The sequence below is a fragment of the Endozoicomonas sp. ALB115 genome (assembly GCF_049310245.1).
In the GTDB taxonomy this organism is placed as follows: Bacteria; Pseudomonadota; Gammaproteobacteria; order Pseudomonadales; family Endozoicomonadaceae; genus Endozoicomonas.
Map to the genome: position 1 here is coordinate 118,744 of NZ_JBLYZG010000004.1, position 17,617 is coordinate 136,360.

Sequence of the window (17,617 nt, forward strand, 5' to 3'; positions counted from 1 at the left end):
GTGTACTTGCGTGGCCGGTATTAGCGAATAGTTACTTACGGATCTGTTCATATCCAACCAACTGTTTCCTGAACTTTGTAATTTAATCGCTGTCATAAGAGTCAGTATCAAGCTGCCTCAGTATTCCCTTGTTTTTTATTAATGAAACAAACACACCAGATGAATACGTTGGAATGAAAAAAACGATTTCTCCACCAAATACACAATCTGGTCTTGAGAAACCCAATTATGGATAATTTAGCTTCCACGCCTGGTATACCATTTCCTTCCTCAGTGCCTCTCAAGCACCCGGATTCAGGGGATGTGATTATTTGTCCATCCTGTCAGGAGTCTTGTTTTCAGGGCAGAAAAGCCAATCTGGTGCAAAGAAGGCCTGAGCATCGGACGATTCCAGAAGATCCCGCACAATGCCCGGTATGCAAGAAAGTCGTTGATTCACGAAATCTTTCTCCTGTTACCCTGGCCAATGAAATTTCCAAACTCCGGGAAAACCAATACCATGACCTGAGAGTTGCCCTCAGCATAGACGATCAGATGGCGGCCGCAGTAATTCAGGACCTGATGGGTAAAGGTGCTATTTTGCCTCTTGAAGAACGGTCCCGGGCCTTGAAAAAAGCTCTTGGGATTACTGACTATGAGGCGTCTTGTTACGAATGCATGAAGCATATTGCCCTGCAGATTTTGCCCTATTCACTTACAAAGCCAATGGGTATGTACCCGGTTATGCCCAGACATGCCACCGCCTTATGGCAAATGGGTGTCAGCCTCTCGCCGGAAGAACTGCATCAGGCTCTGATCGTTTTGCTGCAATCAATTGAAAGTGATGACGGCGATCCAAGCAACCATCGCCGTCTGATTCAGGAAGACCATATCAAATTACTGGTTCAGATCGCAGAGACCATTCCCAGTGAACAGTTGTCCGGGATCATGCAACCAATATTCAATTCTGAAGATGAAGTCAGCATGGGATATATCACGCTCTTGCAGGGAATAGCGTCCGACCCATCCTCCCATCGCCTGCTTGATGCCGCTTGCAATGATCTGGATATGGAACAAAAGTCCATTATTATGAGAATCACCCTGACGCTCAACAGTGATGAAGGCAGTAAGCTCTTTCGCTCCCTGAAAAACAGAAATGGCTCCCTGACACCAGAAGAACTGCCCAAAGCCCTGAAGGAAGTCCTGGGGAGAAACAGTTCCTGCTCTAACACCCTTTACGATTGCGTTATTGACTATGCTAACGACCTGTTTGATCTGGGTGCCCGTCTGGACCAGCTTGAGTGGGAAGAGGCGATGCACAAAGCAAACGAGCTAAAATACAATCGGGATAAGATGATGGGTGATCTTCATATCGCCTTCCTGAAACGAGACGAGACAGCGTTCAGTTTGTGGGAATCGACTCAAATGGATGCTCTGCTGAATTAATTCCCCCACCAGGGCGCTATCAGCTTTGACCTTTGAACAAATCTGAATCTTCGATCAGGTGCCTGTTTGCCTCAGTAATTATTTGAAAAGTCTTGTTACTCTCATCAACGTTCCCAGGGTTTTTATCAGGATGACACCTTAGTGCCAGTTTCCGGTAGGCTTTTTTTACATCATTCAGGCTGGCACCTTCCGTCAACCCCAATACATTAAGTGACTGTCGATTCTTTTGGACCATCTGCTCTGCAGAGAGTTTGCGCGGGGCACCTTTTGGGTGAATTTTCCCAACCGACTGGCGCAGATAATCTACGTTGCCATCGGACTCTCTGATCAGGTTATCCACTACTGCCCGTGCTTCCTCCGGGGAAAAGCCTTTTTTCTCAATTTGTTCAATCATCCAGGGGCGCAGTGTGTTGGCATTTTTATCACTTTGAGCATGAGGAGCATCAGAAACCCACTGCTGAAACCGGTTCAGGTCTGAGCCAGCGATGTTCAGCGCATTAACAATGGCTTCATGGGACCGGTCCGGGCGGTAGCCTTTGGCGGTGAATTGCCCCATTGCCCATTGATAATTTTGCCGCTGCAGTTCTCGAAAGGCAGACTGTGGGGTCAATGGCGTGGTGTTAACCATGATTTCCACCGAGCGATAATCATAGCCGCACTGGGTTAACACCCGTTCTGCCATAACTCTGGCAACAGAGGGGGCATAACCTTTGCCTTGGAATTGGTGGGTAGCCCAGTTAAACCACTGCAGCCGAAGAATTGCTGTACTGGTTGGCTGGTTAATCATGCCACTCTTATTGACTGGCTGGATAACCACGCCATTTATCACGTAGCCAGCTATTTTTTTGTTACGGTATTGTTTGGGAAGAAGATCCCTTTTAGGGACCGGATCCGTTTTACTGACTTTTCGTCCGAACTTTTTCCCGGATGCCGTCTCCTGACCTTGGGGTTTACCTGCCAGATGGTAAACACTATGTAGCCCGCCAATGCCATTCATGCCATCCATCAATTGTTTCCTTTTCCCAGTGATATTTAGTCAGGTTATCGGAGCAACGGTTGGCAGTTTTAATTCAGGCAGCCTTTCGGAAGGCTGCCCACAGGCAAGCACCACAGTGGGTTCTGGAAACAAAACACAACGTCAGTATTAAGTACGACAGACTCCTGAGTTGCCCACTTTATTATTCGCTGATGCCACATCTTTACCCACCATCATTTCAGGTGTTGCCCGGTAAAACAGCGTGACACTGAGGGCAAACGTCAGTAGTTCGGCCACCGGCAGGGCAAGAAAGGCACCTTCAAGCCCCAGGGTTTTCCAGAATAGAATGATCAGCACCAAGGGCAATACCAGAGAACGACTGACAGCAATCAGGGCGGACTGGGTAGCCGCATGCATACCGGTAAAATAGCCGGACAGGGTAATGTTGATACCGTTAAACAGAAACGTCGGCCAGATGACGGCAATGATCGACATGGTCAGCGCCAGCGTGGCCACTTCGTCACTCTGAATAAAGACACTGGCCAGCTCCTCAGGATAAACCAGCAGAGCCATCGCAAAGGTAATACCCACCATAATGGCAAGACCAACAGCCAGTCTCACAAAGCTGACAATACGCTCTGGCTTTCTGGCACCGAAGTTAACGCTGACAAGAGGCCCCAGGGCTTCTGCAGTGCCGTATGCCACCATGATGCTGAGCCACAGGATATAATTGACAATGGTAAAGGCGGCAACGCCGGTAGTGCCTGCTTCAATAATCAGAATCCAGTTAATAACGAACATGAGCAGTCCACCGGACATCTCATTTATAAACTCGGAAAAGCCATTGTAAGCAGCCCGGAACAACTCAGACCAGGAACCATAGGGTTTAATCAACCGAATGCGGGCCTGCCTGCCAAAGAAACGTACCATCAGAAACGCAGTACCCAGCGTATAAGCGATACCACTGGCAAATGCTGCGCCACTGACACCCCAGCCCCACATTTTGATAAACAACGCATCCAGTACAATGTTCGTGAAGGCGGTAAGCACCAGCCCGGCCAGGGCATAATTTGGCGCATCATCAACCCGGGCAAAATACGATAAGGTGTAAGCCAGCCCCATGAACAACATAAAAGGCGAAATTATACGGATATATTCCGTGGTCAAAGGCAGTGCTTCCTCGTCGGCTCCCACAAAAGCCGCGATATCCCCGGCGAAAAAGTGTGCCAGGCTGGACACAGTGAGGGCAAAGATAACAATCACCGTCAGGGATTTGGTAAAAATATTGGACGCCCTGCGTGTATCTCCGGCCCCCAGGGCTTTACCGGCAACCACCGCACCACCTACCAGCATCATGACACACAGGCCAAAGGATGAAAAACGCAAAGCTATTCTGGAGGCCACCCTCTCCCTGGTGGTGTCCTGTGGCTTTGCCGGCATAACTGCCCGCAAGGTTGCCGCCGAAATGGGTGCCGCTACGGGAACCATCCACCATCACTTTTCGTCGCTGGATGAGTTGAAAACCGAAGTAATCCGTTATGCCATATCATCATCCGTTGACTCCGACCTGGAGGCCATTAAGGGATTACCACCCTACGAAGCCCTGCTGCAGATGTTACTGCCATCAAACTTCCCGGACCGTGAGTTTGAAAACCGGGTGTGGCTCAGTGCTGCCGATGAAATGTGGCGCAATGAACAGCTGAAAACGGTCTATTGTGAGTCCATGGTCAGCCTGACAGACCTGATTGGAGGTGTGATTACCCTCGGCCAAAAACAAGGATTGTTTGATCCAGCCCTGGATAGCCGACAATGCGCCTGGAAGTTAATGGCCACCAGCTTCACACTGTCCAATTATTCCTACCTTGGTGATAGCAGCCTCAATCTTACGGCCATCGATGAGTTGGTGATCAACGATATCCGGCTGACACTGGGCATAAAAGATCCCGGGGTTGGCAAGATGCGCGTAAGTACCAGCAATCAGGCAACTGTCGCCTGGTGAGTAACAGGCCGGAACCTTTTTCAGGGTGATTGCTCTAAGGATCCTGAAACATATTCGGACTGATGGTAATTACCATGCAACCACTTAATGCCAGGGGCTATCCTGGCTGGCCACCAACCGGTGCTGCTGAAAATTCAGCGGCGTCAAAGGCATTAGTCGACACTGCTTTATCGGCTTGTGCAAAACAGATTCCCCCAAGCTCTGGCCCCGGCGATCTGGCAACATCCGATCGCAATGGATTACCACCACCCAATGGTCGCAAACGGTCTGTGGCAATGCAGTCCGGAGTCAGGACCAACGGCCTGGCTGTTACCGACGACAACCGTTGTGTGGGTGCCTACTCTGCCAACATACTCCCACTGAATTGCGCCGTTGAGTCCGGTGATATCAGGATGGTGGCGTGGCAACTGCAAAATGGTGCAGAGGTTGATGGCAGCAACGAACAATTGCTCAAGCGACCTGCCTGCCAGTCCCCCTCCAGGCTTACTCCATTAAGCCGGGCTGCCATATACGGGTTATCTGACATAACCCGGTTGCTGTTGGAGTCCGGGGCACCTGTTGACCACTGCGATGCCAAGGGCCTGACACCACTGGCTACGGCTGCTGGCCGGGGTAACATCAAAGTAATGCAGCTGTTGCTGGATTACCGGGCAAACGTTAACGGCAATACCATCGGCTTACGGACTCCCCTGACCCAGGCTGCCAGGTGGGGACAGGTTGAGGCGATAAGCCTGCTGCTGGAGCATGGCGCGGATATTGACCGCCATGTCCGCGCGGGGAAAATACTGCGCCCCATGGCTGTCTGGCGGAGATATGACACGGATATCTACTACTATGCCCACGCAGCGGAATCACCGCTGTCTCAGGCTGCCAAGCGTGGACAGATTAAGGCGATAAGCCTGTTGCTGGCCCATGGTGCGGATGTTCACAGCCATGTCTGCGGAGGGGAAACACCACTGTCCCAGGCTGCCCGGCGGGGACAGGTTGGCGCGATAAGCCTGTTGCTGGAGCATGGCGCGGATATTCACAGCCATGCCAGCGGGGAGGAAACGCCACTGGCCCAGGCGGCAAAATATGGACAAGTTGGCGCGATAAGCCTGTTGCTGAAGCACGGCGCGGATATTTACAGCCATACCCGAGGAGAGGAAACGCCCCTGGCTCAGGCGGCAAAATATGGGCAGGTTGAAGCGATCAGCCTGTTGCTGGAGCACGGCGCAGATATTCACAGCCATACCAGCGGAGCAGCAACGCCCCTCACTCTGGCGGCAGAGTATGGCCAGATTGGGGCGATAAGCCTGCTGCTAAATAGAGGGGCCGACGTTAATAGCCAAACGTCCGGAAGTGGGACACCACTGCGAAAGGCTGCGGTCAGGGGATATACTGAGATTGTCAGGCTACTGCTGAGTTATGGAGCCAACATTCAAAGCTGTGACAACAGCTATGGGGAGAATTCCCTGAGCAAAGCGGTCATGCACGGGCATGTTCACGTAGTCAAGCTGTTATTGGAACATAGTGCACAATGGCAAGGCCCGTGGAAAGGCCTGCTGAGACTGGCTGTTGAAAAAGCCCCCATCGAGATCGTGAAATTGCTGTTGCAGCATAATGCGAATGATGTAAACGGCCTTAAAAACCGAACATTTCCACCACTTTCAGCGGCCATCGCCAAGTGGGATATGGAGTTAGTGAAACTTCTGTTGCAATCGGGAGCCAATCCTGACTGCATCGATTGTGATACCTTTCCATGCACTTCGCTGGCTATTGCGGCCCAATCCGGGCGAATTAAATTTGTTGAACTACTGTTGCAATCAGGGGCCGATGTTCACGGCAGGACCACTGGAAAGTATACGCCCTTGACGCTGGCAGCAGCTCAAGGACATAACCAGGTGGTGAAGTTATTGTTGCAGCATAAGGCAGATGTTCATAGCCGTGACCAGGGTAAAGGTACCCCCCTGTTCTGGGCCAACGAAAACAGGTTTTATGAAATTGCTTTTGACCTGCTCCAGCACGGCGGCTGTCCTCAAAGAAGCTCGACACCGGATGTTATCCGAACAGTCACTCAGAAATTAGGCTACGACCCTCTGGAAAAGCCTCCCGGTCTGCAAACTTTGTGCAAGAGAAGGCTGAGGGCTGCGTTTGATAAACAAACAATGTCCTCTTTCAACTTGCCTTATTTGTTGAAAAAAGAACTTCTGAAATGTACGCCTGAATGAAAAATTTCCCCTGCAGCCCTGCCAGTAATGGCAGGGCGGGGATTGTCTGGCTTATTGAATCTTCAGCACCTGCTCTTCGATCTTCTTTTTCCAGATCTGCGGACCTGTGTTGTGTACCGATTCGCCACGGCAGTCTACCGCTACCGTCACCGGCATATCTTCCACTTCAAATTCGTAGATCGCTTCCATTCCCAGTTCAGGGAAGGCCAGCACTTCCGCCTTTTTCACCGCCTGGGAGACCAGGTAAGCGGCACCACCGACGGCGATCAGGTAAACAGACTCATTATCCCTGATAGCCTCAATGGCTGCCGGGCCGCGCTCTGCCTTACCGATCATACCGGCAAGACCGGTGCTCTCCAGCATGGTGCGGGTAAACTTATCCATACGGGTTGAGGTGGTTGGGCCAGCCGGGCCAACGGCTTCATCACGCACAGGGTCAACGGGGCCTACGTAGTAGATAAAGCGCCCTTTCAGATCAACCGGCAGCTCTTCCCCTTTGGAGATCATATCCACCATGCGTTTATGGGCGGCATCCCGACCGGTGAGAATCTTGCCAGACAGCAGCACAGTATCACCTGGCTGCCAGCTTTTGATGTCATCGTGGCTCAGATTGTCGACATTGACCTTGCGCACCCCTTCGCCCATATCCAGGCTGACTTCCGGGTAGTCATCAATATTCGGTGCTTTCTGATATACCGGACCATTGCCGTTCAAGGTAAAGTGGGCATGGCGAGTGGCGGCACAGTTGGGAATCATGGCCACAGGCAGAGAAGCGGCGTGGGTGGGGTAATCCTTGATTTTGATATCCAGCACGGTGGTCAAACCACCCAGGCCCTGGGCACCGATGCCCAGCTTGTTCACTTCATCCATAATCTCCAGACGCAGCTCTTCCACCCGGTTCTGCGGACCACGGGCACGGAGTTCATGAATGTCGATGGGTTCCATCAAGGCTTCTTTGGCCATCAGCATGGCTTTTTCAGCGGTACCGCCAATACCGATACCCAACATGCCGGGAGGACACCAGCCAGCCCCCATGGTCGGTACCGTCTTTTTCACCCACTCAACAATGCTGTCGGATGGGTTGAGCATAACCATTTTGGATTTGTTTTCAGAGCCACCACCTTTGGCAGCCAGTTCCACCTCAACGGTGTCTCCCGGCACCAGGGTCATATGGATAACCGCTGGCGTGTTGTCTCTGGTGTTTGTGCGGGCACCGGCAGGATCGGCCAGGACGGAAGCACGGAGTACGTTGTCCGGATGGGTATAGGCCCGGCGAACACCTTCGTTGATCAGGTCTTCAATGGAGCGGTCAGTATCAAAACGTACATTCATACCCACACGGACAAAAACAGTAACGATACCGGTATCCTGGCAGATAGGACGCTTGCCCATGGCGCACATTCTGGAGTTCACCAGAATCTGAGCCATGGCATCTTTCGCCGCCCTGGACTCTTCTTTCTGGTAGGCCTGATAAACCGCATCAATAAAATCAATGGGATGATAGTAGGAAATAAACTGCAGTGCGTCCGCCACACTCAGAATTAAATCATCTTCCCGAATCACAACATTCATTGGTTTTCACCCCTTGTTCTACGATTTTATTCCGCAATCCGACCTTGCCGATTTGAACCTGTGCAATAAACTGAGAGCATTATGCCCATTTGCACAGTTTTAACGGCAGGCAAACCTCATCTTATTTTGACGGGGATTATACCAACGCCAAAAGCTAATAACATTGATTAACCGCAGGAGAGGTAAAGTTTTCTCAAAAAGCGTCGCTACGGACGCTTAAGTCCGACAGGCTCCTAGGAGGCTGACGTGTACGATCTCCGTTCACCCTGAGCGGAGTCGAAGGGTGCTTGGCACGATCTATCAGAGTCCGGAGTTTCCGCCTTTAGGCCCTATGGGTCCTTCGATGCTTCGACAAGCTCAGCACTCAGGACGAACGGAGTGCGGAGGCACGACAACCCGTCAAACTCATTGAAACCATGTACTATGAGTACAACTGGTATTATCGATTGCAGGTTGTAAACTTGCACACCAAATTCACTGTGCAACATATCAGGTTTTTTTCCGTGCCGAAGATTCAATTTCAGGGCAACAGTTACCCGATGGATGAGAACGAGAACCTTCTGGATGGATTACTGCGCCAGCATGCCAGGGCACCCTGGTCCTGTCGGGCCGGGGTCTGTCACTCCTGCATGCTTCGGGTGACAGCGGGGCTTGTACCGACAGAAGCCCAGTCGTTACTGACTGCTGAGCAAATCAAAAAAGGCTATATTCTCGCCTGTCAGACCAAAGTAACTGGTAATTTAAGCCTGGCACTGCCTACCCGGGATGAAGTACCCGGCATTCTTACTGAGCTGACGTCACTCAGCTCAACGGAAGTCATCATCAAGTTATCCACCCGCCTGCCTTTCGAGGTTGCCATTGGCGAACATATTACCCTGGTATCCAATGAAGGCTTTGAAGCCACTTACCCGGTTACCGGCGTCAACGACGAGTCACAAACACTGGAGTGCATTATTGCTCGCTCCGCAGGGGGCAGCCCATTCAGTGCCTGGATTCACTCTGAGGCAAGAGCAGGCGACCGCCTGATGGTGATCAAGAATGGCTAATTACTCTCTGACCGGTAACGCATCAAGGGTTTTGTCATGCCCCATCCTTTCCGGATCCACATGATTTCTTGAGAATATATCGCGGGACATACAGCCGGTTTCTGCATTAACCAGACTGAAGGAAGGCTGACGCACCACCTCCTGAAAGGCGATCGTTCCATCTGGCATAACCACGGAGTGGGCAAGGTAGGCATCCACCAGCCCATGGGTATAATCAATCCCTTCTGTCTCAAAGCCCTTCAATACCAGAACTTCACCAGCCTTACACCCCAGCGCGATTTCATCACCGGTTACCGTACTTTTAATAATGGCCGGATGGCGACTGCCCAGGGGGAACTGAATGCTGCCGTAGTAATAATGCTCACCGTTGTCCCGGTGTTCCACCAGCACATCCCAGAAGGCCATAACATTCATAAACTCCCGGCCTCTATGATCCTTGACGATATTATTGCCGTGTTCACCTTTATCCAGGTATGAGCCTGCCACCTTGAAGCGGCGGGTAATGGCCTGATCAAAGTTGATGATGCCGGGATCCTGTTCTGCTGCAATCTGATACGCCACAGGGCGGCTGGGTAGAATGCTGACAGCGGCCTCTTTGGATGGTTTTGCTTTATCTGATTCCTGTTGCACCAGGGCAGCTTCGTGCTTTTTCTTTTCGGCTACTTTCTCTTCTCTGGCCTTTTCCTCTGCTTTCCGCTTTTCTTCAGCCACTTTCAACTCATCGGCTTTGGCCTTTTCTTCCGCTTTGCGCTTTTCCTCAGCCACTCTCAACGCTTCGGCTTTGGCTTTTTCTTCCGTTTTTCGTTTTTCTTCAGCCAGTCTCAACGATTCAGCTTTAGCTTTTTCTTCCTCTACCTTGCGTTTTTCTTCAGCCACTCTCAACGCTTCAACTTTGGCTTTCTCTTCCTCTGCTTTCCGTTTTTCTTCAGCCATTCTCAAGGCTTCGGCTTTGGCCTTTTCCTCCGCTTTCCGCTTTTCTTCAGCCGCTCTCAACGCTTCGGCCTTGGCCTTTTCCTCTGCTTTTCGCTTTTCTTTAGCCAGTCTCAACTCTTCGGCTTTGGCTTTTCTCTTAGCCCTGCGCTGTTCCTCAGCCAACCTTAACTCTTCCGCTTTGGCTTTCTCTTCCGTTTCCCGTGCCAGCCTCTGCTCTTCGGCTTTCTTTCTGGCCTGCTCCCTTGCCAGACGGGCCTCATTTACCCGGGCCAATCTTGCCTGGTCCTTTTCTTTAACCAGTGCTGACTTTGCCTCACTGACCTTGCTATTGTCCTTCTGTACACTCCCTGAACGCGGCCCTTGCTGCTCCCTCCCCTTATCGAGTTTTGCAGGCCTGACAACTTTTGCCACCCGTGCTTTTGAATCTCTGGTAATGGCGGTGTTGACAGGCATTTGACGTACAACACCTGTCTCATTTTCCACCTCAGGTTTTAAGGCTCTTTGCTGCTCTGCTGTGACTACTGTCTGCTCAACCGGCACCACCACTTCCTTTGCCCTGGTTTCGGACTCATTGTTACCGACCAGTACCACCTCTTCATTCAGGTTCTTTTCTGCCAACCGGATATCCATAAACTTCAGAAAAGTTTCTGCCTGCACCGGGTCGGTAAGGTCAAGGGCGGCAACCTGGTTATAGAATTTAAAATCCCTGGATACACTGAGGTTTTGTGGATTGATATTCGCCCTTCTTTTTTGTTGGAGCTTGCCACCGGACTCCCCGTCAGCCAGCACCGTATAGAGAGGCACACCATCGTCGCTGTCCTTATCGGAGGCTTCTGCCTTTTGCGCATGGGCGATGGTTGAGGAGGCGGCAATAATCACTGCAGCAGACAGAACGGTTATGGCTGACTTCACTGTTCTGCCAGCAAAACCTTTATCCGGATTTCCCATAAGACCTGCACCTTTAATATCATGTAAAAGGAGAACTTCGCCGTATAGCCTGAAAACAACTGAGCGGAGGGCTTCTGCAATAAGGTGGTATGAGCATAGACCATGAAAAAAAATCATCCATAAACCAGTGCAAGGCGTTAGAAATATATGATTTCACAGGGTTAGCTACTTATAATGTGCCAGAAAGAAATTGCCAGGTAAGACAAACTCCTTGTCGTTCGGGCCGGGACTGAAGAGGTGATGTATGGGAATGAAAGAAAATATCATCGATAAGCTGAATGAGTCCTTACAGAATGACTTAATCGATGTAACCAATGAGAGCCATCTGCACAACACGCCACCGGGCTCAGAGTCACACTTTAAGGTAGTGATTGTCAGTGAAGCATTTGAAGGGAAAATGCCGGTCAAACGGCACCAGATGATCTATGGACTGCTGGCTGACGAACTGCGAGAGCAGATTCATGCGCTGGCGCTACACACTTACACCCCCGTTGAGTGGCAGACAAGAAACCAGACCGCCCCGACATCACCGGATTGCCGGGGCGGCAGTAAAAAGTAAATAAGCGGCCTGTCTCTTTCGGGTGGCGGGTAACGGGAAGCGCTTAGTAATTGTCCTTAAATAATTCCGACTTTCAGAACTCACTCTCCGTTCATCCTGAGCGGAGTCGAAGGGTGCCTGGCACAATCTATCATGCCTCGGAGTTAACGCCCTTCGACAGGCTCAGGACGAACGGAGTTCGGAGGCTCCGAAATGTGTAAATTATTCAAGGACTATTCCTTACCAGAAATGCCGAATGCCAGTTCCTAACCCGCCACAGAAGTATGCAAACCACACTCCCGGTGTCCGTATACTTTTGTCGGGTCGTAGTAATCTTCCTCGATGGGCAGATCGTGAGTAACCAGGTACTCCTCAACATCGAGTTCCGTCCAGTTAAGGAGTGGTGCCACCCGGTAATAGCCATTGTTGGTCAGACTGACCACATCAAGGTTTTGCCGGAATTCAGTCTGATCCTTACGGATGGCGGTCAGCCAGTAATCCGGTGCTGATGCGTCCATGGCACGGGCAAAAGGCTCCAGTTTTACCTGCCGGGTAAACTCATCATGTTCCGGGGTATCAACCTCCGGCACACCACCGTAAATGGCATCACGAAAACCACGACTGTATTGTGGGTGAAAAACCCGGATATTAAGCTGCAAACGCCGAATCAGCTGATCAGCAAAGCGGTACGTCGCGTCAGTACCGTAGCCCGAATCGATCCAGACCACCGGGATATCCGGCTTGACCCGGGTGGCCATATGGATAATGGCCGCTTCATGGGGCCCGAAGTTGGTGGTCAGCACAGGTTTTTCAGCACGCTGGACGGCCCACTGGATAATAGCCTGCGGGCTCAGAGTCGACAGATCCTGATTAATCATCTCCAGATTCATTATTTTCCCCATCAATCCATAACTTAACAGCATGCACTATAAGAGTGAGGCTTTATAACCACAAAGATTAATATGGACTATAAATATTACTGAATTAAATGCTCACATCTTCAGTACTCAGCGCTGAATACACCAGCAACGATGAATACCCGGTCTCCGCTGGAAATCCCGATCAATGGTAGTAGCAGTGATCTCCTCAACACTGAACTTCTGCTCCAGTTCTTTGGCCAGCTGGAAACGTCGGAAGTTGTTGGAGAAATAGAGCACCCCACCCGGTTTCAGCCTGGCCATTGCCCGCTCGACCAACTCAACATGGGCTTCCTGCACATCAAATACCCCGCGCAGCCGCTTGGAGTTTGAGAAGGTAGGGGGATCCATAAAGATCAGATCATAGTTCCGTGTCTCCTGTTTCAGCCACTGCAGGCAGTCCGCCTGCTCCAACCGGTGTTTGCGGTCCACCAGGCCATTGAGCGCCAGATTCTTTCTGGCCCAGCCAAGGTAGGTATTCGATAGATCGACACTGGTGGTACTGGCCGCACCGGCCACGGCGGCATGAACGGTTGCCGTTCCGGTGTAGCAGAACAGGTTCAGGAAATCTTTACCTGCGGCCTCCCGGGCAATGCGCAGGCGCATTTTCCTGTGATCCAGAAACAGTCCGGTATCCAGATAGTCCCTCAGGTTCACCAGTAAACGACAATCCCCTTCTTTTACCTCAAGCATATCACCGGACTGCTCAAGCTTTTCGTACTGCCGCTTGCCAGACTGACGTTCACGACGCTTGAAGACCACATGACTATCCGGAATACCCAATACACCGGGAATCACTTCCAGCGCTTCCAGCAGACGCTGATGGGCCTTAGTCTCATCAATGCTTTTCGGTGCCGCGTATTCCTGCACATGAACCCAATCCCTGTAGAGATCGACGGCAACGGCATACTCCGGCATATCCGCATCATACAGGCGATAGCAGTCGACACTCTCTTTCCTGGCCCACTTACCCAACTGCTTCAGATTCTTCTTCAAGCGGTTGGCAAACATTTCACCACCGGCGGTGCTGGCCTTGAATAAGGTATTAGCCGCACTGTCCACACGGCTCTGCCCGGAAGCAGGCTGGTCAGCCTGTCGCTCACGAACATCATAGAGAAACAGCTTGCAGGAGAGCGCACCATTAAACAGGGTATAGCTTTTCTTCGGCCCCATGCCCAGACTTCTGACCAGCGCCTGTGAAGAGGTAAAGATCGCCGCCTGCCAACCCGGCGTCTGCTGTTTGATTTTTTCGCCAAGGTGTTTGTAGAGATAAACGAGACTGGCCTCATCACCCATACGCTCACCATAGGGTGGGTTAGCAATCACCAGTCCGGCTGGAATCTCCGGGTCAACCTTCAGACTGGCCAGCTCCTGTTGTTTGACAGTAATCAGCTTACCCAGCCCGGCACGCTGGATATTGGCCCTGGCTCTCCCGACAATTTTTGGCAGACCTTCATATCCGACGATGGTCGTCTTAATCGCAGCCAGGCCAGCCGTGCGACGGGCACGGGCTTCCTCCAGTACTGCCAACCAGATTTTGGGAATATGCCCCATCCACTTATCAAAGCCAAAACGGGCCCTGAGCAATCCCGGCGCGATATCCGCCGCCATCATGGCACCTTCAATCAGAAAGGTGCCTGAACCACACATAGGGTCCAGCAGTGTGCTGCCCTGTTTCGCCAGTTCAGGCCAGCGGGCACGGTACAAAATCGCTGCCGCCAGGTTTTCTTTCAGGGGTGCTTCACCGGCTTCCAGGCGGTAACCGCGCTCATGCAGGCTCTGGCCTGACAGGTCAATGGCAACAAATGCCCTGCCGCTTCTGGCGTGCACATTGACCCGCAGATCCGGCTTGCTGTTATCCACAGATGGCCGCCAGCCATAACGATCACGCAGCTGATCAACAATGGCATCCTTTACCAACTGGGAGCCAAAGCGGGTATGGGTGATATCCGGTGTCGAACCATTGAAATCAATCCGAAAACTGGAGCCCTGATCCAGATGATCATCCCAGTCAAACGACTGCACACCCCGATACAGCGAATGCTTGTCAGAAGCATCCACTTCGCCGATGCGCAGCAGAATCCGACTGGCCAGACGAGACCACAGGCAAGCCCTGTAGGCCAACTCAAGGTGACCGGCAAAGCTGACTCCGGCAACCGTCTCCGCCACTTCACTGGCTCCCAGTTCCTTCAGCTCTTCTGCCAGCAGGGATTCTACCCCCTTGGGACAACTGGCAAACAGAGTCAACATCGTTGTACTCATAACGTCATATTCCTGAAAAAAGCTAAAAAACAGCTCTTCTTAACTAAAAATTCTCAATGTTTTCTCAACAAAAGCTTCAGATTTGGATAAAACTTAGAATGTTGACTTTCCTTGGGTGAATACCTTCTTCAGTCGACACTTTACCCGCACTGTCTTTTGGGGGACAGTTAGCACTTGCGACTAGTTACCTCCACCACGGGGTGAAGTCAGCTGTCCGGTCATTCTGAACCAAGCCCGAGGCGCCAGGGAGGCCGTCAAAAACCATATCAGCAAGAGGCATTACCATGTTGAAAAGACTCAAAAGGGATAAATCAGATAGAGCCTTTAATAAAGGATACCAAGTGGGCCTGTCTGGCCGTTCCAGGGATATCTGCCCCCATCAGGAGGCAGATTTGCGCCAGTCGTGGTTAAGTGGCTGGCGTGAAGGTCGAGTTGATAACTGGGAAGGAATGACAGGAATCTCGGGGTTACACCGAATGTATAACTTCTCTCACTCCTATTCAGCCAACCAGCTCTGATTGCGCTGTCAACAAGCCCCGTCCGGGGCTTTTTGACATCACCCGCTTGATCAACGCGCTTTCTCATGCATCAACAGAATAGACGGCTTCCGCAGCCTCTCGGATCAACTCCGGCCCCTTATAAATAAAGCCCGAATATATCTGCACCAGGCTGGCCCCCGCCCGGATCTTATCAGCGGCCGTCTGAGCATCCATAACACCACCGACGCCGATAATCGGCAGCTTACCGGAAAGCTCACTGGCAAGCAGTCGAATCACTGCCGTGGACTTATCACTCAACGGCGCACCACTGAGTCCTCCCGCTTCCTCGGCTGTCGCAAAGCCGCTGACCTTATCTCGATCCAGTGTCGTATTGGTGGCAATTACGCCATCCAGCTCATACGACACCAACTCGGCAGCAACTGCGGCTATTTCATCGTCGGTCATATCCGGGGCAATTTTGATGGCCAGAGGAACCTGGCGACCATGGGCTTTAGCCAGTGACGCCTGTTCTTCCTTCAGCACTGACAGCAGGCTTTTCAAGGCATCACCATATTGCAGTTTTCTTAACCCCGGTGTATTCGGGGAAGAGAGGTTAACGGCAACATAACCAGCGTAGGGATATACCTTACGCAGACAGGTGAGATAATCCTGGTTGGCATCTTCAACAGCCGTGGTCAGGTTCTTGCCAATATTAATACCGATAATGCCTTGGTACCGGCTCTTTTGAACATTCGCGACCAGTTGATCCACACCCAGATTATTAAACCCCATACGGTTGATCAACGCTTCTCTCTCAGGGATACGGAACATTCTTGGTTTGGGGTTGCCGGGCTGCCCCACCGGCGTCACGGTTCCCAGCTCAAGAAAGCCAAAGCCCAGACTGCCCAGACCATCGATACACTCACCATTTTTATCCAGCCCCGCTGCCAACCCAACCGGATTGTTAAAGGTCAGTCCCATCACTTCCCTTGGTTTGGCAGGGACAGCAGGAGCCATCAACCGGGTAAGACCAAGACGCCCCCCCGCACTGATCATTTCCATGGCAAAATCATGGGCAGTTTCGGCAGAAAGGCAAAACAGGGCACTTCGTGTCAATTTATACATAGGAGTTATCGATCAGTATGCGCCAGACAAAATTCGGAGGATTATACGATCTCTAATCCCTTTTGTCTCTATGGATCCTTTATAGCAGCAAGAGCAAAATCATTTGGAACCGCTCTCCTTAAATTTGAACGATTTTGAAGCAAAATAGAGGTAATAACACCCACCGTCATTCTCTTTGGCTAAGGCCAAAATTCACTTATACCCCCAGATTTTACAGCCATACAGAGATGGCAATCTGCCATGCGTTGTCGAGCTTCTCAGCGCTGACCACAGGCTGCGAAATTAAAGGGTTAGTGCCCAATAAAATTACCCTGAGTCCCATACGCTTACTTCCGAAAACACTGAAAATTTCTGATATTCTGGCAGAGGTAAAAGCCAGTGCTTTGCGTAGCATCACTAATATTTTATTGGTAGTCTGATCTGTATTCAGGATCCGAAAAATGACTACCGGTTTGAGGTGGTAGATGGCCAGCAACGCCTGACCACGCTGACGCTGATTTGTGCAAAACTGTGTCAGCTCATCAGCAATGTCAAAGTGAAAGCCGACCTCCAGGAGCGCATCCTCCATGAAGACCCGTATGCAGACACCCCGGAAGAACCCCGCTTGCAGGTTCGCATGAAAGAGTACGAGCTGTTTACCAATCATGTTGTCATGGGCAAGCATGCTAATCTTCCCGTAAAACCGACTCATACTGAGAACCTGTTCATCAACAATTTCAGGGTCATTGGTGAGTATCTGGCCGACCATGATGAAGCAACGTTGATCAAATTTACCCGCTACCTATTGCGTCATGTGTTTATTGTATTTGTTCGTACGGAGGATTTTGCCTCGTCTTACCGACTCTTCAATGTATTGAATAACCGGGGACCCCCCCTGACCGACGGTGACTTGATCAAGAACAAACTGTTCGGGCAGGCAGAGGTGAATCGAATTCCTTCTTCAACCGTTAAACAGAAGTGGTCGCAGCTGGAAGAGATTATCGGGATTGAAAATATTTCCTACAGCTACAGAGTATCCAGGGAAAACATTTAATTTCAATAAGTTATACGGATTTTTTTGGTTTTTGAAAATGTCAGAAAACTGGTTACTTTACTCCGTTGTCATTCCGTACAGGGATTAATGTACGGAATCCATCTTGTAGAGATAGCCAACGGCCAGCGCGTTCACATCTATGTGAGATGTATCC

General features: G+C 51.1%; 14 protein-coding genes. 7 read left to right on the forward strand and 7 right to left on the reverse strand.

What is annotated here, in order from left to right; genetic code table 11:
- Positions 1–228 precede the first annotated feature (228 nt).
- Entirely contained in the window at positions 229–1,425 is a 1,197-nt protein-coding gene (locus ACO6VE_RS03320; RefSeq protein ID WP_422445770.1) for a hypothetical protein, read from the forward strand.
- Positions 1,426–1,444: 19 nt separating this feature from the next.
- Here ACO6VE_RS03320 and ACO6VE_RS03325 read toward each other — a convergent pair whose 3' ends face one another.
- Both ACO6VE_RS03325 and ACO6VE_RS03330 read right to left on the reverse strand, forming a co-directional pair.
- Complete coding sequence (locus ACO6VE_RS03325; protein WP_422459688.1) at positions 1,445–2,431, reverse strand: J domain-containing protein; 987 nt, start codon at positions 2,429–2,431, stop codon at positions 1,445–1,447.
- Between the two features lie 138 nt (positions 2,432–2,569).
- A complete protein-coding gene (locus tag ACO6VE_RS03330) occupies positions 2,570–3,757 on the reverse strand; it encodes an MATE family efflux transporter (protein ID WP_422445774.1) in 1,188 nt (395 codons plus the stop codon).
- On the opposite strand from ACO6VE_RS03330, the gene ACO6VE_RS03335 reads away from it, so the two are divergent.
- Entirely contained in the window at positions 3,756–4,400 is a 645-nt protein-coding gene (locus tag ACO6VE_RS03335; protein WP_422445776.1) for a TetR family transcriptional regulator, read from the forward strand. The two genes, ACO6VE_RS03330 and ACO6VE_RS03335, sit on opposite strands and share 2 nt — an antisense overlap.
- 74 nt (positions 4,401–4,474) lie before the next feature.
- The gene (locus ACO6VE_RS03340) at positions 4,475–6,610 is read left to right on the forward strand and encodes an ankyrin repeat domain-containing protein (RefSeq protein ID WP_422445778.1); all 2,136 of its coding nucleotides are present in this window, start codon (positions 4,475–4,477) and stop codon (positions 6,608–6,610) included.
- Between the two features lie 51 nt (positions 6,611–6,661).
- Here the strand turns inward: ACO6VE_RS03340 and ACO6VE_RS03345 are convergent, their stop codons facing one another.
- The gene (locus tag ACO6VE_RS03345; RefSeq protein WP_422445780.1) at positions 6,662–8,182 is read right to left on the reverse strand and encodes a fumarate hydratase; all 1,521 of its coding nucleotides are present in this window, start codon (positions 8,180–8,182) and stop codon (positions 6,662–6,664) included.
- A gap of 503 nt (positions 8,183–8,685) precedes the next feature.
- Here ACO6VE_RS03345 and ACO6VE_RS03350 point away from each other — a divergent pair.
- Positions 8,686–9,228 (forward strand): 2Fe-2S iron-sulfur cluster-binding protein, encoded by a 543-nt coding sequence (locus ACO6VE_RS03350; protein WP_422459690.1) that lies wholly within the window; start codon positions 8,686–8,688, stop codon positions 9,226–9,228.
- Here ACO6VE_RS03350 and ACO6VE_RS03355 read toward each other — a convergent pair whose 3' ends face one another.
- Positions 9,229–11,109 carry a hypothetical protein gene (locus tag ACO6VE_RS03355; protein ID WP_422459692.1) on the reverse strand — a complete coding sequence of 627 codons (1,881 nt, stop codon included), beginning with the start codon at positions 11,107–11,109 and terminating at the stop codon, positions 9,229–9,231. It abuts the gene before it with no gap.
- 250 nt (positions 11,110–11,359) lie between these two features.
- On the opposite strand from ACO6VE_RS03355, the gene ACO6VE_RS03360 reads away from it, so the two are divergent.
- On the forward strand, positions 11,360–11,668 hold the full coding sequence (locus ACO6VE_RS03360) for a BolA family protein (protein ID WP_420810395.1): 309 nt from the start codon (positions 11,360–11,362) through the stop codon (positions 11,666–11,668).
- Positions 11,669–11,913: 245 nt separating this feature from the next.
- Here the strand turns inward: ACO6VE_RS03360 and ACO6VE_RS03365 are convergent, their stop codons facing one another.
- A complete protein-coding gene (locus ACO6VE_RS03365) occupies positions 11,914–12,537 on the reverse strand; it encodes a phosphoadenosine phosphosulfate reductase family protein (RefSeq protein ID WP_422459694.1) in 624 nt (207 codons plus the stop codon).
- A 117-nt stretch (positions 12,538–12,654) separates the two neighbouring features.
- Positions 12,655–14,826, reverse strand: coding sequence for a bifunctional 23S rRNA (guanine(2069)-N(7))-methyltransferase RlmK/23S rRNA (guanine(2445)-N(2))-methyltransferase RlmL (gene rlmKL / locus ACO6VE_RS03370; RefSeq protein ID WP_422445788.1), 2,172 nt, complete (start codon positions 14,824–14,826; stop codon positions 12,655–12,657).
- A 284-nt stretch (positions 14,827–15,110) separates the two neighbouring features.
- On the opposite strand from rlmKL, the gene rmf reads away from it, so the two are divergent.
- Complete coding sequence (gene rmf / locus ACO6VE_RS03375; protein WP_422445790.1) at positions 15,111–15,344, forward strand: ribosome modulation factor; 234 nt, start codon at positions 15,111–15,113, stop codon at positions 15,342–15,344.
- Between the two features lie 63 nt (positions 15,345–15,407).
- On the opposite strand, the gene ACO6VE_RS03380 is transcribed toward rmf, so the two are convergent.
- On the reverse strand, positions 15,408–16,430 hold the full coding sequence (locus ACO6VE_RS03380; RefSeq protein WP_422445792.1) for a quinone-dependent dihydroorotate dehydrogenase: 1,023 nt from the start codon (positions 16,428–16,430) through the stop codon (positions 15,408–15,410).
- Between the two features lie 457 nt (positions 16,431–16,887).
- Between ACO6VE_RS03380 and ACO6VE_RS03385 the strand changes: the two genes are divergently transcribed.
- Positions 16,888–17,463, forward strand: coding sequence for a DUF262 domain-containing protein (locus ACO6VE_RS03385; protein ID WP_422459696.1), 576 nt, complete (start codon positions 16,888–16,890; stop codon positions 17,461–17,463).
- Positions 17,464–17,617: the final 154 nt, after the last annotated feature.

Coding starts and splice junctions, on each gene's coding strand:
- ACO6VE_RS03320 (WP_422445770.1), top strand. CDS start 229: ATGGATAATTTAGCTTCCACGCCTGGTATACCATTTCCTTCCTCAGTG.
- ACO6VE_RS03325 (WP_422459688.1), bottom strand. CDS start 2,431: ATGGATGGCATGAATGGCATTGGCGGGCTACATAGTGTTTACCATCTG.
- ACO6VE_RS03335 (WP_422445776.1), top strand. CDS start 3,756: ATGACACACAGGCCAAAGGATGAAAAACGCAAAGCTATTCTGGAGGCC.
- ACO6VE_RS03330 (WP_422445774.1), bottom strand. CDS start 3,757: ATGATGCTGGTAGGTGGTGCGGTGGTTGCCGGTAAAGCCCTGGGGGCC.
- ACO6VE_RS03340 (WP_422445778.1), top strand. CDS start 4,475: ATGCAACCACTTAATGCCAGGGGCTATCCTGGCTGGCCACCAACCGGT.
- ACO6VE_RS03345 (WP_422445780.1), bottom strand. CDS start 8,182: ATGAATGTTGTGATTCGGGAAGATGATTTAATTCTGAGTGTGGCGGAC.
- ACO6VE_RS03355 (WP_422459692.1), bottom strand. CDS start 11,109: ATGGGAAATCCGGATAAAGGTTTTGCTGGCAGAACAGTGAAGTCAGCC.
- ACO6VE_RS03360 (WP_420810395.1), top strand. CDS start 11,360: ATGAAAGAAAATATCATCGATAAGCTGAATGAGTCCTTACAGAATGAC.
- ACO6VE_RS03365 (WP_422459694.1), bottom strand. CDS start 12,537: ATGAATCTGGAGATGATTAATCAGGATCTGTCGACTCTGAGCCCGCAG.
- rlmKL (WP_422445788.1), bottom strand. CDS start 14,826: ATGAGTACAACGATGTTGACTCTGTTTGCCAGTTGTCCCAAGGGGGTA.
- rmf (WP_422445790.1), top strand. CDS start 15,111: ATGTTGAAAAGACTCAAAAGGGATAAATCAGATAGAGCCTTTAATAAA.
- ACO6VE_RS03380 (WP_422445792.1), bottom strand. CDS start 16,430: ATGTATAAATTGACACGAAGTGCCCTGTTTTGCCTTTCTGCCGAAACT.